This window comes from Candidatus Accumulibacter necessarius (genome assembly GCF_036625085.1).
Genome location: NZ_JAZKUM010000001.1, coordinates 483,740 through 498,840 on the forward strand (window position 1 = coordinate 483,740; position 15,101 = coordinate 498,840).

Here is a 15,101-nt window from a genome sequence, read left to right on the forward strand (position 1 = left end):
ATAGCCTATTAGTGGGCTTGCGGTCAAATGAAAAACATACCGGGGTGTATGTCCCCTCGGCCTGCCGCGGCCTGCACCACGGCAGACCGCGGCACGGCGCCATCGCGCTAGGGCAGGCGCAGGCTTTGCCCGGCATGCCAGCCGCGCCGCTCCGCTGGCTGCCGAAGCGCCATGGCGGTCGGATTGCGTGCTGCAGACCTGCTGAGCGGGTCTGATGCTAAACTTGCTGATCGGAAAAGGGGAGTCTGCCATGATTGTCATAGAACACCAGCCCAAGCGCGTCGAGATCACAGTCTACGCGGAATTCACGCTTGCTGATTACCAGGAGTTCGAAAGCGCGGCCAATGACGCGATCCAGTTCGAGGGGCCAGTCGATCTGCTGTTTGATCTGCGTGAAATGGCCGATTTCACGCTCGACGTGGCCTGGGAGGATATTGTCTTCGCGCGCGCACACGCCAATGATTTCAACCGCATCGCGGTCCTCACCCATAGTCAGTGGGTTGCCTGGAGCGCGTGGTTGTCACAGATGTTCGTCCGCGCCGAGATGCGCGTCTTCGACGAGGAGCCTGAAGCGCGATCCTGGCTGGCGGAAGCGGCGGGAGAGGAACCGGCGTGAGCTTTTCAACCCTGGTCAGCGCGGCCGTCCTCGCGGGTCACCTGGACGATCCGGGCTGGCGCGTCTTTGATTGCCGCCACCTCCTGACTGATCCTGAGGCCGGTAGCCGGGCCTACGCTGCCGCTCATCTGCCGGGGGCCTGCTTTCTGCATCTGGATCGGGATCTCTCGGGACCGATGAATGGCCGTAATGGGCGGCACCCCTTGCCCGATCCGCTGCTTCTCGCCGACAGGCTGGGCGAGGCGGGCGTCTCGGCCGAGACGCAGGTCGTCGCCTATGACGACGCCGGAGGCGCTTTTGCCAGTCGTCTGTGGTGGTTGCTGCGTTGGCTCGGACACGATCGCGTGGCGGTGCTCGACGGTGGCATCGATCGCTGGCTGGCAGAAGGCAGGCCCTTGGTGACCGATCTGTCGGGTTTCGTGCCAACGGTGTTGGAGGTGGATCTGCGGGACTGGGTAGTGAGCAGCGAGGCGGTACGCCGCAACCTCGACGAGCAGTGCTTCTGTCTGATTGACGCGCGCAGTCCGGATCGCTTTCGTGGCGAGAACGAAACCCTCGACCCTGTTGGCGGACACATTCCCGGTGCGCGCAACCGCTTCTTCCGCGACAACCTCGATGCCGACGGATGCTTCCGTCCGGCTGCCGAACTGCATCGCGAGTTCCTCGCGCTGCTCGCCGGCGGTGAGCCCGAACAGGTCGTCATGTCCTGTGGTTCCGGCGTCACCGCCTGTCACAATCTGTTGGCGATGGCGATCGCGGGGCTGCACGGAGCGCGACTGTATGCCGGGTCGTGGAGCGAGTGGTGCAGCGATCCGGCGCGGCCGCTGGTCTGCCCGATGACCGCTGCTTCAGCCCAGTAAGAGGTCGGCGGCAGCTTCGGCGATCTCGTCGAGCGACAGTTCCCCACCTGGACGGTACCATTGGCTCGTCCAGTTCAACATGCCGAAAAGGAACAGCCTCAGTGGCCGGGACGAGCTGCGGAGCCGGCCGCTGGCCGCCAGCTCGTCCAGCGTCGCTTGCCACGGCAACTGGTAGCGATCGCTGACGGCAGTGATTTCGGCCTTGGCCGTGGCGTCGAGCGAACGCGATTCGTAGAGCAGCATCGGTACCTGGCAATCGCCTTCGAGCAGATTGCCGAGATGGGTGCGGATCATCACCCGCAAGCGCTGCTCCGGGTCGACGAGGCCGGCGCTGGCGGCCTGCAGGCGCCGGTAGCCGGTCTCCAGCCCTTCGATCATCGCCGCCTTCAGCAGCTCCTGCTTGCTGCGGAAATGGTAGAAGGGGCTGCCAGAGCGCATGCCCACCGCCTCGGCGATGTCACGCGTTGTGGTCGCGGCAAAACCTTTCTCGACAAACAGGCGGGCCGCCGCGCTCAGCAGGGCCGCGCGGCGGTTCGCTTCGAGTGCTGCGCCTTGCCGCTTGCGGACCGCCGGCACGGTGCTCAGAGCGTCGCCGCCAGGCGCGTTCCCTGATCGATGGCGCGCTTGGCGTCCAGTTCGTTGGCCACATCGGCACCGCCGATCAGCGACACGGGCACATTGGCGGCGCGCAAGCCCTCTTCGAGATCGCGGCGCGGTTCCTGGCCGGCGCAGATGATCACGTGATTGACCGGCAGGCATTGCGGCTGGCCGTCGACGACGATATGCAGGCCGGCGTCGTCGATCCGCTCGTAGGTCACCCCGGAGAGCATCTGCACGCCACGCTTCTTGAGCAGGGTGCGGCGAATCCAGCCGGTCGTCTTGGCCAGACCGTCGCCAACCTTGGCCGCCTTGCGTTGCAGCAGCCAGACCTGGCGTTGCCCGGTGGCACGGGTCGGCGGTTTGAGTCCGCCGCGGTTGGCAAATTCCGCGTCGATTCCCCACTCGCTCTGGAAGCGTTCGAGTTCGTCCTGGTCATCGTCGGTGTGAGTCAGGAACTCCGCGACGTCGAAGCCGATGCCGCCGGCGCCGATGATCGCCACGCGTTCGCCGGCAATGCGATAGCCCTCGATCAGGTCGGCATAGGAGATCACCTTCTCGTGTTCGATGCCCTGTAGCTCTGGCCGCCGCGGCACGATCCCGGTGGCGAGAACGACGTGCTCGAAACCGGCCTCGGCCAGTTCCGGCGCCGTGCAGGTCCTGCCCAGTTCGAGCGTCACCCCGGCCCTGTCCAGACTGCGATCAAAGTAGCGCAGTGTTTCGCTGAACTCCTCCTTGCCGGGAATGCGGCGCGCCAGGTTGAACTGGCCGCCGATTTCCGGCGCAGCGTCGAACAGGGTGACCCAATGGCCCCGTTCGGCCGCGGTCAGCGCGCAGGCCATGCCCGCCGGTCCGGCGCCAACAACAGCGATCCGCTTTGGTGCGGCGGTCTTCTCGATCAGCAGTTCGGTTTCCCGGCAGGCGCGCGGGTTGACCAGGCAGAAAGTCAGCCGGCCCTCGAAGATCTCGTCCAGACAGGCCTGATTGCAGGCGATGCAGGTGTTGATCTCGTCGGCACGGCCGGCCGCCGCCTTGTTGACGAAGTCGGCGTCGGCGAGGAAGGGTCGGGCCATCGAGACCATGTCGGCAGAGCCCGAGGCGATGACCTCCTCGGCCACCTCAGGCGCGTTGATGCGGTTGGTAGTGACCAGCGGGATGCCGACCTCGCCCATCAGGCGCCTGGTGACCCAGACGAACGCCGCGCGCGGGACCATCGTGGCGATGGTCGGGATGCGGGCCTCGTGCCAGCCGATGCCGGTGTTGATGATCGTCGCCCCGGCGGCCTCGACCGCCTTGGCCAGGGTCACGATTTCATCCCAGGTGCTGCCGCCCTCGACCAGGTCGAGCATCGACAGGCGGAAGATGATGATGAAGTTGGGCCCGGTCGTCGCTCGCACGCGGCGAACCGTTTCGAGTGCGAAGCGGCTGCGGTTCTCGAAACTGCCGCCCCAGCCGTCCTCGCGGAAATTGGTCTGTTGGGCGACGAACTGGTTGATCAGATAGCCTTCCGATCCCATCACCTCGACGCCGTCGTAACCGGCAAGCTGGGCCAGACCGGCGCAACGCGCATAATCGTTGAGCGTCCGTTCGATGTCCTCCTCACTGAGCTCGCGCGGGCGGATCGGCGAAATAGGTGCCTGTACTGCCGACGGCGCTACGGCGCCACGATGGTAGGCGTAACGGCCGGTGTGCAGGATCTGCATGGCGATCTTGCCGCCCGCCTGGTGCACCGCGTCGGTGATCTGCCGGTGCTTTTCGGCCTGCGCTTCGTTCTCGAGTGCAGCCGCTCCGGGCATCACCACGCCATCCTGGTTGGGTGCGATGCCGCCGGTGACGATCAGGCCGACGCCGCCACGCGCACGCTCGGCATAAAAGGCGGCGAGACGGGCAAAGCCCTTCGGCGCCTCTTCGAGACCGGTGTGCATCGAGCCCATCAGGACGCGATTCTTCAGCGTCGTGAAGCCAAGGTCGAGCGGGGCGAGCAGGTGGGGATAGGTGTGGTGACGCATGCGAGGGGTCTCCTGGGACGGGTTGAACGTGGAGCGAGTGACCGACAGTGACTAAAAATTAAGCAAGCAATCGCTTGTTGGATTATCGGTCATTGGCTCCTTGCCCGCAAGCACTCGTCGACTGGTCTGCCTGTGGACGGCATCGGTTTCTCGCTCCCGCGCTGGGTTCGCCGGATCAGAACGAAGCCGTTGCCGAAGCGGGGGCGAGCTAAGCGACGCGAAAAGGCTCGTGCCGATCAGATGTCTGATCTGCATCGGCCACTGGCTGTCCGTTCAGCAGGGTCCCGAAAAGACCCGATGTCGTGCATTCGATCACGCCAGCCTTCGGCCGACCATGGTATCCTGCGAGGCCTTGTGCTGGTCGGGAATCCGTCCGCCAAACCACCAACGTGTCGTCACGAGGGAGAAAGCGCGTGCTGAGGGTCAATACTGCTTGGTGTGGGACAAGTCCCGGGGTTGTCGTAACAGCCCCTGCTTCGGTCCCTGCGCCGCCAGTTAGGTCGGCAAGGAGGGCGATTGCCGGCTCCGGCCGTTCATCGGTGCAGTTTGTGCTCGCCGTGTTGCTCGGCGGACTGGGGCTGTCGCCGGCCAGCGCCGCCACCGTCGGCAACGTCTTTGTCTCTTACTCCGCCGACGGCGTTCCCAGCTACGCCAGTCAACGCCTCGATTCCAGCTACCGGCTGTTCATCCGTGGTGAGAGTCCGCCAGAGAGTCGTGGCAAGCCAGGAAGAAAGCCTGCCGGCGAGAGTCAGTCCGCAGGCAAGCTGGAATTGACGCCACTGATCGAACACTACGCGCGCCTCCACGACGTGACGCCGGAACTGGTGGCGGCGGTGGTGCGCGTCGAGTCGGGTTACAACGCCCGTGCCGTGTCGCCGAAGGGCGCTACCGGCGCGATGCAGTTGATGCCGGCCACAGCTGCGCGCTATGGGGTGACCAACCCCGAAGATCCCGCGCAGAACATCGATGCCGGGGTGCGTCACCTCAAGGATTTGCTGACGCAGCACCGGGGCAACGTCGCGCTGGCACTCGCGGCGTACAACGCCGGCCAGGGAGCGGTGGCCCGGCACGGCGGCCGTATCCCGCCGTATCGTGAGACGATGCTTTATGTCCCGGCCGTTCTGGCGGCGGCAGCTCGCGGGGCCAGGCAGTGACCAGGCCCCTGGCGACGGTTCGGCAGAGCCGGGTGACACGGTCGCGCGCGTCGGCAGTCGTGCCCGCGGCTTCACGTTGCTCGAACTGCTGGTGGTGTTGACGATCATTGGCTTGCTGGCAGCTGACTTCGTTCCGAAGTCTTTCTCGCCATCTCGATCGGAAGCGGCAATAGTGTCGAAGGGGAGATCCGGCAAGGCCGGTTTTACAGGCTGGCGGCTTTTCTGCCTGAGCATTCTAGCGGGGCTGCTGCTGTCGGGCTGCGCGGCGCAGAACGCCTACCGGGAGGGGCAGACGCTGCTCGCCGAAGACCAGGTCGATGCCGGACTGGCCAAGATCCAGGAAGCGCTGGCACTGGACCCGTCTTCCGCCGAGTATCGCATCGCCTATGTGCGAGCCCTGGACCGCGAGATCAATGCCAGCCTCGGGCGGGCCGAGCGCGCCCTGATCGAAATGCGCTACGGCGATGCCGAGGCTGCCTACCGCCGCGTGCTCGCGCTGCAGCCCAGCAATGACCGGGCGCTGGCCGGCCTGCGCCTGATCGAGACCGCCCGTCGGCACGACACCCTGTACCAGGAAGCCGAAGCCGCCTGGGCGAAGCGGGACGTCGACGGCGCCCAGGGCCGGCTGCGCGCGATCCTCGCCGCGAACGGCAAACACGAGCGTGCACTGGCCCTGCAACGGCTGATCGAAGAAAACACCGCCCAGATGGCCAAGGCCTCGGCGCTGTCTGCCGCGTTCCGCAAACCGATCACCATCGAATTCAGGGACACCCCGCTGAAGATGGTCTTCGAAGTCATTTCACGCACCGCCGGACTCAACTTCGTCTTCGACAAGGACGTGCGCACCGACCAGAAGACCACCATCTTCCTCCGCAACAGCACCATCGAGGCCGCGATCAACGTCCTGCTGCTCACCAACCAGCTCGAACAGCGCGTGCTCGATGGCAACTCCATCCTGATCTACCCGAACACACCGGCCAAGCAGAAGGACTACCAGGCACTGATGGTCAAGACCTTCTACCTCGCGAATTCGGATGCCAAGACCGTTGGCGCCACGCTCAAGACGATCCTCAAGACCAAGGACATCGTCGTCGACGAGAAGCTCAACCTGGTGATGATCCGCGACAGCCTCGAAGCGATCCGCCTGGCCGACAAGCTGGTCGCCCTGCAGGACGTCCCCGAACCCGAAGTGATGCTCGAAGTCGAGATCCTCGAAGTCAAGCGCTCGCGCCTGCAGGCGCTCGGGATCAACTGGCCGGATGCCATAGCCCTGCGGCCGCTGCCGCTGGACGGGCTGACGGTGAAGGACCTGCGCAACCTCAACTCCTCGACCATCGGCGCCACGGTTGGTCCGACGACCATTCGCGCCAATCAGACCGACGCCGACGTCAACCTGCTGGCCAACCCGCGCATCCGCGCACGCAACCGCGAAAAGGCCAAGATCCTGATTGGCGACCGCGTACCGAACATCACCTCGACGATCACCGCGACGGGCTTCTCCTCCGAATCGGTGACCTACATCGACGTCGGCCTCAAGCTTGATGTCGAACCGACGATCTATCTCGACAACGAAGTCGCGATCAAGGTGACGCTCGAAGTGAGCAACATCGTCGACAAGATCACCACCAAGACCGGCACGGTCGCCTACCAGATCGGCACGCGTACCGCGACCAGCGTGCTGCGCCTCAAGGACGGCGAGAACCAGCTGCTGGCCGGGCTGATCAGCGACGAGGACCGGCGCAATGCGAGCAAGCTGCCGTTCCTTGGCGACATCCCGCTGCTCGGCCGGCTGTTCGGCAGTCACAGCGACGAGGGGATCAAGACCGAGATCGTGCTCTCGATCACGCCGCGGATCCTGCGCAACCTGCGGCGTGCCGAGCTTTACCTTGCCGAATTCGATGGTGGTACCGAAACCAGTTTCCGTGGCCGGCCCGAGGGTGGTGGTGGCGCCGGTCCGGTGGCCGCCGGGCTTGGCGGCCGCGGCGCCGCCGCGCCTGCTGCCGTCGCGGCGCCTGTCGCGGCCCCTGGCACAGCACCTGGCACAGCACCTGGCACAGCACCTGGCACAGCACCTGGCACAGCACCTGGCACAGCACCTGGCACAGCACCTGGCACAGCACCAGCAGCGCCCGCCGGGCAGAACAACCCGGCCTCGTCGGCACCGGCGGCGCTCGGTTCGCCGCCTGGCGCGGCGGTCAATCGACAGCTCCCGTCGCCAGCCAGCGCCACGCAGGGCGACCCGTTGCTTCCGCCAGACGCCCCGGAGCGCGCCCCTTGACCATTGCTTCCCGCGCGATGAAGCAGTCGCCGGCGTCGCCCCTCTCGCTGCTCTAGTTTTCTCTGAGCGCTTCCCGGGCGCGGCGCAGCGTTTCCGGCATCGGCTGCGCTGCCGTTGCCCCGGGTGCATAGCGCGAGTGGTTGCAGATGGCGAACAGGATGGCGTACGCTTCCAGGCGGCGGTCATCGACCCCTGCCGGGCGCAGGACGCGGGCCACGATCTCTTCGGTGATGGCCGCTGGGTGGACGCCATGGCGGGTAGCCAGATGCCCCTGGAGCGCACGGAACACCGCGGTATGAAAGGCGGCCGGGTCGTTCGCCGCGATCCCGCGTTCGGCCTCGGCAAGCCAGTCTGCGACGGACGGTCCTGCTGATGCCGAGGCGACCGGCGGTGGCTGGCGGGAGTGCCCTGATCGACGCCTCGCCCGCTGAATGACGACGATCAGCAGGAGCACAGCGGCGACGATGGCTGCCGCAACGGCGGCCAGGGGTGCCAGGGGCGTTACGTTGACCGGCGGTGGGTCGCTGGTTTCCGGCGCCATGGCGACGACGGCGGCTGCGGCGGTGACTGCGGTTGTCGGGGCAGCGCTCACCGGGCTCGTCGCTGGCGATATCGGGATCTCGATCGCCTGGCTCGTCAGCGTCTGATAGCGCTCGCGCCGAGGGTCGAAGTAGCTGACGCTCAGCACCGGTATCTCGACCGCCGTGGCCGTTTCGGGAATGAGCACCTGCTCACAGACCAGGCTGCTTTCGGTAAAACTCGCAACCGGAGGATAAGCGCGCACGCCCGGCAAGGAAAGCGCCGGGCAGGAAAAACCGTCAATATTTCCGGCCCCTGCGATGCGCGTCGTCAGGGTGACGGGATCGCCACTCTGGATCGCCTTCGGCGAGACTTCCCTGGCCAGGGTGAAGCGCCCGACCGCGCCGCCGAAACCGGCGGGCTTCCCCTTCGCCGGCAGCGGCAGGACGGTGAAACGGACCGGCTGCGAGCGGACGGTCACCGGGCGGGGCTCGCTGTCACCGAAAAAGGCGGCCGCACCGCTGCCCGGTGCCAGCAGGTCAAACTGCAACTCGGCCGGCCCAAGTTCGATTTCTCCGCTGCGGCTTGCCACCAGCGTCGTCGAAAACTCGTAGGCCGCGTATTCGCGGTCGTTGCGGGTGGTGCTGGCCTGTCGCGGGGGGGCATAGTCGGCGGTCCGGAAGGCCTCGCCGACCAGCCGGGGATACTGGACGTTGCGAATCGACACCGGGCCGGCGAGCAGGGTCACGGTCAGCGGTACCGCTTCGTGCACATAAGCCCGGGTCTTTTTCGGAAGGACCTCGAGGATGAACTGGTCGTCGGGAGCATCGCTCGCCGATGCCGCCGCGGCGCTCTGGCCGAACGGGCCTGTGCCAAGCAGCAGCGCCACGAGCATGGCGCGAATTACCCTCCCGCTCAGCCATCGACTCATTGCTTCACCAGTCCTTGTCCGGTTGCGCCAGCTTGCCGGCGGGATTCCCGGCATGCGGCATGCCTGCCGGCCTTTCGCGCCCGCGAGCCTCATTGAGCAGACGTTCGACCTCCGGCTGCGTCAGATCCCGGCGTGGTTTCCCCTTGCCGAGCGCATCATCGGCGCCGTCAGCCGCTTGCGCGGCGTCCGCCGTCGTTGCCTGCGGCGGGCTGGACGAATCCGCCTTTGTCCGCTCGCCCGCGGTCTTGCTGTCCTGGTCTTTGGCCGCTTCACTGGCCGGTTTTTCGTCGCTTGCCGGCGGCCGGCGGCTGCCTTCTGGCGAGACTTGCTTGTCCAGTGCCGCGAGCCGCAGCCGGACCGCGGCGAGATTGCCGGCAGCATCGGTGGCGTCCGGCTCGCCGGCCAGCGCCTGGCCATAGTCGGCCATGGCTTCGCTCAACAAACTCCTGGCGGCCTGCGGATCACTGGCCGCGAGAAGCTCGCCCTGGCGGAACCGGCTGTTGCCCCGGTTGTAGTGGATGGCTGCGGACAGATCAGGGCCAGCCGTGGCGAGGGCGGTGGCAAACTGCTGTTGCGCGCGCACGAAATCCCCCTTGCGATAGAGGCTGACGCCGAGATTGTAAGCCAGCGGCGCGGCGTCGCTGCCAAGGCTGATCGCCCGATTGAACGCCGACTCGGCGCCGCTCGGGTCGCCGGACTGCAGGCGTGCCGTGCCCTGAGACAGGGCCAGGCTGCTGAGGTCCTGGCGCAGCGTGACGGTCAGTCCGGCCACCGCCAGCAGGCCCAGCAGCGTGTTTGTGAGCGCCCGCATCATGGCTTCTGGCGCCAGGCGAGCAGAGGTTCGCCGAGCAACAGGAGCAAGGCCAGAGCGAGCGGGAACTGGAAACGCTCGGCGAGTTGCTGGCGCGTGGTCGAGCTTGCCTGCCGCTCGCTGGCAGCCAGTTCGTTTCGGTAGAGCGTCTCGAGTGCCTTCGGGTCGGTGGCAAGGTCGAAGACGCGGCCGCCGCCGGCAGCGGCGAGTTGCTGCAGGGCTTCGGTCTGCAGGCGGGTCTTGACCAGCGCGCCCTGGCGGTTCCTGACGAATTGGCCGTCGGCAAGCCGGATCACGCTGCCCGCCGGCGTGCCGGCGGCGAGGCTGTGCACCGTGATGCCGGCGTCGCCCAGGCCGGCAACGCTGCCGAGATCACCGCCGTGGTCTTCGCCGTCGCTGACCACGATCAAGGTGTTGCTGCTCCCCTGATGGGCAGCAAAGACCCGCCTGGCCTCGCTGATGACGCTGCCCAGCGAGGTGCCGCCGAGGGGAAGGGTGTCCGGGCCGGCCTCGGCGAGCATCGCGGCGAAAGTGCCGTAATCGCTGGTCAGCGGGCAGACCAGGAAGGCGCTGCCGGCAAACGCGATCAGGCCGATCCGGTCGCCCTGCAACTGCGAGAGCAATCCGGTCACCGCGTCCTTGGCCGCCGCCAGCCGGGTCGGCTGCAGATCTTCGGCCAGCATGCTGCGCGAAACGTCGAGCGCCACCAGGATGTTCAGCCCGGTGCTCTGCTGCGGCAGCGCGATCAGCCCCCACTGTGGCCGACAAAGCGCGGCAACGATCAGCAGGAAGGCAGCCGCCGGCAACAGGGCGCCGAGGACCGGTCGGCAGGCCGGGCGCTGCGCCAGCGAATCGTCGCCGGCCAGCTGAAGCAGGTCCAGCCGTCGCCGTCGGGCCGTCCGGCGCAGGAGCATCGCTGCCGGCACGAGTAGCAGGCACAGCCAGGCGTAGGCAGGGTCGGCCCAGTTCATCTCAGGGCAAGGTCCGCAGCAGGGTCGTGCGCAGGCCCAGTTCGGCCACGCCGAGCGCCAGCGCGACGAGGAGCAGCGCGGGGAACAGCTCCTCGTACGAAAAAAAGACCTTCTCTTCGATGCGCCGTTTTTCGAGCCGGTCGATGTCGGCAAACGCTTTCGCCAGGACGTCCCGATCGTCGGCCCGGAAATAGCTGCCACCGGTACTGCTGGCGATCTCGCGCAGCGTGCTCTCGTCGAGGTCGGCCTGTACCGCCCGGTAGCTTGTTCCGCCCAGGGGGTCGTCGACCGGGATCACCGCCGGACCGCTGGCACCGATACCGATGGTATGAACCCGGACCCCCAGCGTCCTCGCTGCCGCCGCCGCCAGCTCGGGGGTACTGCTGCCGGCGTTGCTGCGGCCGTCGGTCATCAGGATGATCGCCTGGCTTTTCGCCTGCCCGGCGTTGCCTTCGTCCGGCCCGCTGCGCAGGCGGTTCAGCGCCGCCAGCATCGCGTCGCCGATGGCCGTCCCGTCTTCGATCACGCCGGTCTGCAGTTGCGCCACCGCGGTCTGCAGCCAGTCATGGTCAAGCGTCAGCGGTGCTGCCGGGTAGGGACGGGCAGCGAAGGCGAGGAGGGCGATCCGGTCACCCCGCCGGCCCTGCAGAAAGCCGGCCAGGACCTCCTTCGCGATCGTCAGCCGGTTCTTCCGCGGTTCGCCGCCAGCCAGATCTTCGGCCAGCATGCTGGTCGACAGATCGAGTGCCACCACCAGGTCGACCCCCTCGCTGTGCACCTTGACTTCGCGTTCGATCAGTTGCGGTCGGGCCAGCGCCACGATCGCCAGCGCCAGCAGCAGAACGCGGAGCAGGGGAAGCGCTCGCGCGCAGCGTGCGCGCAGCGTATCGGGCAGCGCCTCGATCCGGGCACCAGTCGCCATCAGAAGGGAAGGCGCTGTGCGCTCCCGGCGGCGGCGCAGCAGCGCCCAGGGCGGCAGCAGCAGCAGCAGGAAGAGCATCTGGGGGTCGGCGAACCGCATCAGGCCGGTCCTGCCAGCGAGCCGTCGAACAGGCTGGCGGCTGAAGTCAGCGCGCCGTCGATTTCGCTCGCATCGGGTTGATGGGCGGCAAACTTGACCCGGTCGCAGAGCGCCACGAGGGGCTTGAGCAAGCCTTGTCCCCGATCGTCGAGGAAAGCGGCGGCCTGCAGCAGCAGTTCGGATGAAGTGAGCCGCTGCGCCGCGATGCCGGTCCGGTCGGCGAGCGTGCTGCGCAGCAGATCGTCGAGGCAGACGATCAACTGGCTGCCTGAGCAGGCGCCCCGTCGGTAGTCGGCGGCAAGGCGTGCCAGCACCGCGCTGGCCTCGGGTTGCCCGTCCGCCCCAGGCGACCCGACGGTGGCTTGCCGGCGGCGCAGCTTGCGTTGCAGCCAGAACGCGCTGCCGGCCAACAACAGGGCGCCGCCGGTCAGGGCGAAAGGCGGCAGACTGTCCACCGCCACCGGCCCGCGGATGTCGTGGATGGCGGCCGCCGCGGGTGGCGCGGGTGGCGCGGGCGTGCCCGGCGGGCTCTCGGCGGCGCCGAGGCCGGCCGCCGCAAACACCAGCGGGATCAGAAAGCGCCGCATGGTCAGCGACTCAGCCGCTGCCGGCGACTGTGGAAGAAGCGGCCGAGGGCCTGCAGCGGCGGCACAACGCTGTCGACGATCAGGTGCTCGACGCCGGTATCGGCACAGACCTGGTTCAACTGGATACGTCGCGTCACCGCATGCTGCCGATAGCGCTCGCGTACCTCGGCCGCAGCGGTGTCGACCAGATGCCGGGTGCCGCTCTCCGGGTCGGCGACGCGCAGCAGGCCGACCGCCGGTAACTGGTCATCGCTCGAGTCGCTCACCGAAACGGCGATCACCTCGTAATGCCGGGCAACCGCGGCCAGCGGCAGGCGAAAATCGCCCACGAGAAAATCCGAGACGACAAAGAGCAGGGAGCCACGCCGTTGCACACGTTCGAGGTAGCCGAGGGCTGCGGCGAGGTCGGTTCCCTGTCCGCCCGGGGATTGCAGCAGCGCGGCGACGAGTCGCTGCGCGTGGCGCGAACCCTTGGCCGGCGGGATGTAACTTTCGATGCGGTCGGTGAAGGTGATCAGCCCGACCCGGTCGTTGCTGCGCACGGCGACGAACGCCAGGAGGGCACAGATTTCGGCGGCCAGCGAACTCTTTGCTCGCCGGGGAGTACGGCAATCGAGCGAGGCGGACTGGTCGAGGAGGATCATGACGGTCATTTCCCTCTCCTCGACGAAGCGCTTGACGAACGGCCGCCCGCAGCGGGCCGTGACGTTCCAGTCGATGCTGCGGATGTCGTCCCCTGGCTGGTATTCCCTGACCTCCTCGAACTCGATCCCGCGTCCGCGGAAAACGCTGCGATACGCGCCGGCAAAGATGCTCGTCACCAGATGGGATGAAAGCATCTCCAGACGGCGCACGTCGGCCGCCGACCAGGACGACACTTCGCGGGGCTGCTCGCTCCTGGCCATCGGCTCACGGTACCTCGGTCTCGGCCAGCAGCCGGTTGATCAGCCAGTCGACCGTGATCCCCTCGGCGTCGGCTTCGTAGCTCGGGATGATCCGGTGGCGCAGGACTTCAGGCGCGATGTCCTTGACATCCTGGGGGACGACATAGCCGCGACCGCGCAGAAAGGCCATCGCGCGGGAGGCGAGGACCAGGTTGATGCTTGCCCGCGGCGATGCACCGTAGGTGATGAAGCGCGCGAGTTCGGCGAATCCGTAGTCCGCCGGTTGCCGCGTGGCAAAGACGAGGTCGATGATGTATTTCTCGATCTTCGGGTCGAGGTAGATCGCGTCGACCAGGGCCCGCATGCGGATGATGTCGTCGGGACGAATCAGCGGCGTCAGTTCGGCCGGCTTGCCGGTGCGTCCGGCGCGCCGCATGATCTCGCGCTCTTCGTCGCGCGAGGGGTAGGTGATGACGATCTTCAGCATGAAGCGGTCCATCTGCGCTTCCGGCAGCAGGTAGGTCCCTTCCTGTTCGATCGGGTTCTGCGTCGCCAGGACCAGGAACAGGTCGTCGAGCGGGTACGAGCTGTCGCCGATCGTTACCTGCCGCTCTTCCATCGCTTCGAGGAGCGCGCTGTGCACCTTGGCGGGTGCCCGGTTGATCTCGTCGGCGAGGACGACGTTGGCGAAGATTGGTCCCTTGCGGGTGGTGAACAGACCGTCTCTCGGATTGTAGATCAGGGTGCCGATGAGGTCGGCGGGGAGCAGGTCGGGCGTGAACTGGATTCTCTGGAAACGGGCGTCGACCAGCTTTGTCAGGCCCTTGACCACCTTGGTCTTGGCCAGGCCGGGCACCCCTTCGATGAGCACGTGCCCATTGGTCAGCAGGGCGACGAGGATCCGCTCGACGAGAAAGCGCTGACCGACGATCACCGTTTCCAGGGCAGCCATGATCCGGCCCAGGAAAGCAGCCTCCTGTTGCACCTCGGCGGTCACGGTTTCAATATCGATAGTCATCTTTTTGTTTTCAGGGGAGTGGCCGGCCCAGTCGCGGCTGGCTTGCCGGGTGGTATCTGGGTGGCATTTGGGTGTTATGTGGGTGTTATCCGGGTTCAGGAGCGTGCGCGCTGTTCATTCCGACCGAAGGGGCTTGCTCAATCCCCGCGAACGAATCGCTGACCGGCCCAGGTGAGCAGCGCGCCCGCGATACCGGCGAGCAACCAGGGAAACGACACCAGGCTGGCGATGACAATGCCGTCCACCAGCGAGATGCCGGCCAGCATGGCCGGGATGACCGGAAACGCGAAGGGGGCCGGACGAGCGTTCTCATGCCGTGCAACGAGGCTGATCAGGACGACATAGACGAACTGGATGCCGCCGGCGACCAGGACCGGTGGCGCCAGCTGGCCGGTCAGGGCGAGCGCGGCGACGACGAAGACCAGCAGGCGGCAGAGAGCCATCAGCAGGACGCTGAAGGGGTTGCCCTTGTGGTGAAAGTCATAGGCCACGATCGCCAGCAGCAGGAGTACTGCGGCCGCCAGGCCGCTCGGCTTCGGTGCCGCCGCGAGCAGCAGGAAACCGGCGGCAAAGAGCGTCAACGTGAGCAGGCGCGCGCCATTCAGCGACACCCGACCGGACGGGATCGGCCGTCCCGGTCGATGCTGCCGATCATGCCCGGCGTCACACAGGTCGTTGAGGCACATCCCCGCCAGGTAGAAGCACGACAGCGCCAGCGCCAGCAGCAGGAACGATGCGGCTTCGCAGCCGCCGCCAGCGAGCAGGCAGGCGGCCAGGACATTGGTCCATACCGTCGGCAGGTTGCTGACCCGACAGAGCGCCAGATAGGCCTTGAACGAGTTCAT

At 66.8% G+C, this 15,101-nt stretch carries 14 protein-coding genes; 4 read left to right on the forward strand and 10 right to left on the reverse strand.

The annotated features are described in order from the left end of the window. Window positions 1–250 precede the first annotated feature (250 nt). Both V5B44_RS02495 and V5B44_RS02500 read left to right on the forward strand, forming a co-directional pair. Window positions 251–616 (forward strand): STAS/SEC14 domain-containing protein, encoded by a 366-nt coding sequence (locus V5B44_RS02495; RefSeq protein ID WP_332357528.1) that lies wholly within the window; start codon window positions 251–253, stop codon window positions 614–616. Continuing rightward, window positions 613–1,476, forward strand: a complete 864-nt coding sequence (locus V5B44_RS02500) for a sulfurtransferase (protein ID WP_332357529.1) — start codon at window positions 613–615, stop codon at window positions 1,474–1,476. Before V5B44_RS02495 ends, V5B44_RS02500 begins: the two co-directional genes overlap by 4 nt. Here the strand turns inward: V5B44_RS02500 and V5B44_RS02505 are convergent. Both V5B44_RS02505 and V5B44_RS02510 read right to left on the reverse strand, forming a co-directional pair. Then, entirely contained in the window at window positions 1,465–2,052 is a 588-nt protein-coding gene (locus V5B44_RS02505) for a TetR/AcrR family transcriptional regulator (RefSeq protein ID WP_332357530.1), read from the reverse strand. The two genes, V5B44_RS02500 and V5B44_RS02505, sit on opposite strands and share 12 nt — an antisense overlap. A gap of 5 nt (window positions 2,053–2,057) precedes the next feature. After that, entirely contained in the window at window positions 2,058–4,082 is a 2,025-nt protein-coding gene (locus tag V5B44_RS02510) for an NADPH-dependent 2,4-dienoyl-CoA reductase (RefSeq protein WP_332357531.1), read from the reverse strand. Between the two features lie 539 nt (window positions 4,083–4,621). On the opposite strand from V5B44_RS02510, the gene V5B44_RS02515 reads away from it, so the two are divergent. Both V5B44_RS02515 and V5B44_RS02520 read left to right on the forward strand, forming a co-directional pair. Then, entirely contained in the window at window positions 4,622–5,236 is a 615-nt protein-coding gene (locus V5B44_RS02515; RefSeq protein ID WP_332357532.1) for a lytic transglycosylase domain-containing protein, read from the forward strand. Continuing rightward, a complete protein-coding gene (locus tag V5B44_RS02520) occupies window positions 5,190–7,514 on the forward strand; it encodes a secretin and TonB N-terminal domain-containing protein (RefSeq protein WP_332357533.1) in 2,325 nt (774 codons plus the stop codon). Before V5B44_RS02515 ends, V5B44_RS02520 begins: the two co-directional genes overlap by 47 nt. Before the next feature lie 52 nt (window positions 7,515–7,566). Here the strand turns inward: V5B44_RS02520 and V5B44_RS02525 are convergent, their stop codons facing one another. The 8 genes from V5B44_RS02525 to V5B44_RS02560 all read right to left on the reverse strand — a co-directional run bounded on the left by V5B44_RS02525 (window position 7,567) and on the right by V5B44_RS02560 (window position 15,101). Continuing rightward, window positions 7,567–8,964: a hypothetical protein gene (locus V5B44_RS02525; RefSeq protein ID WP_332357534.1), complete on the reverse strand. Its 1,398-nt coding sequence runs from the start codon at window positions 8,962–8,964 to the stop codon at window positions 7,567–7,569. A 4-nt stretch (window positions 8,965–8,968) separates the two neighbouring features. Next, window positions 8,969–9,778, reverse strand: a complete 810-nt coding sequence (locus tag V5B44_RS02530) for a tetratricopeptide repeat protein (protein ID WP_332357535.1) — start codon at window positions 9,776–9,778, stop codon at window positions 8,969–8,971. Beyond that, window positions 9,775–10,746 carry a VWA domain-containing protein gene (locus V5B44_RS02535; protein WP_332357536.1) on the reverse strand — a complete coding sequence of 324 codons (972 nt, stop codon included), beginning with the start codon at window positions 10,744–10,746 and terminating at the stop codon, window positions 9,775–9,777. Before V5B44_RS02535 ends, V5B44_RS02530 begins: the two co-directional genes overlap by 4 nt. Window position 10,747: 1 nt before the next feature. Beyond that, window positions 10,748–11,767, reverse strand: a complete 1,020-nt coding sequence (locus V5B44_RS02540; RefSeq protein WP_332357537.1) for a VWA domain-containing protein — start codon at window positions 11,765–11,767, stop codon at window positions 10,748–10,750. Then, window positions 11,767–12,354, reverse strand: a complete 588-nt coding sequence (locus tag V5B44_RS02545) for a hypothetical protein (protein WP_332357538.1) — start codon at window positions 12,352–12,354, stop codon at window positions 11,767–11,769. Before V5B44_RS02545 ends, V5B44_RS02540 begins: the two co-directional genes overlap by 1 nt. A 2-nt stretch (window positions 12,355–12,356) precedes the next feature. Next, on the reverse strand, window positions 12,357–13,232 hold the full coding sequence (locus V5B44_RS02550) for a DUF58 domain-containing protein (RefSeq protein ID WP_332357539.1): 876 nt from the start codon (window positions 13,230–13,232) through the stop codon (window positions 12,357–12,359). A gap of 31 nt (window positions 13,233–13,263) precedes the next feature. Next, the gene (locus V5B44_RS02555; protein ID WP_332357540.1) at window positions 13,264–14,256 is read right to left on the reverse strand and encodes an AAA family ATPase; all 993 of its coding nucleotides are present in this window, start codon (window positions 14,254–14,256) and stop codon (window positions 13,264–13,266) included. A 137-nt stretch (window positions 14,257–14,393) separates the two neighbouring features. Continuing rightward, window positions 14,394–15,101, reverse strand: a complete 708-nt coding sequence (locus V5B44_RS02560; protein ID WP_332357541.1) for a UbiA family prenyltransferase — start codon at window positions 15,099–15,101, stop codon at window positions 14,394–14,396.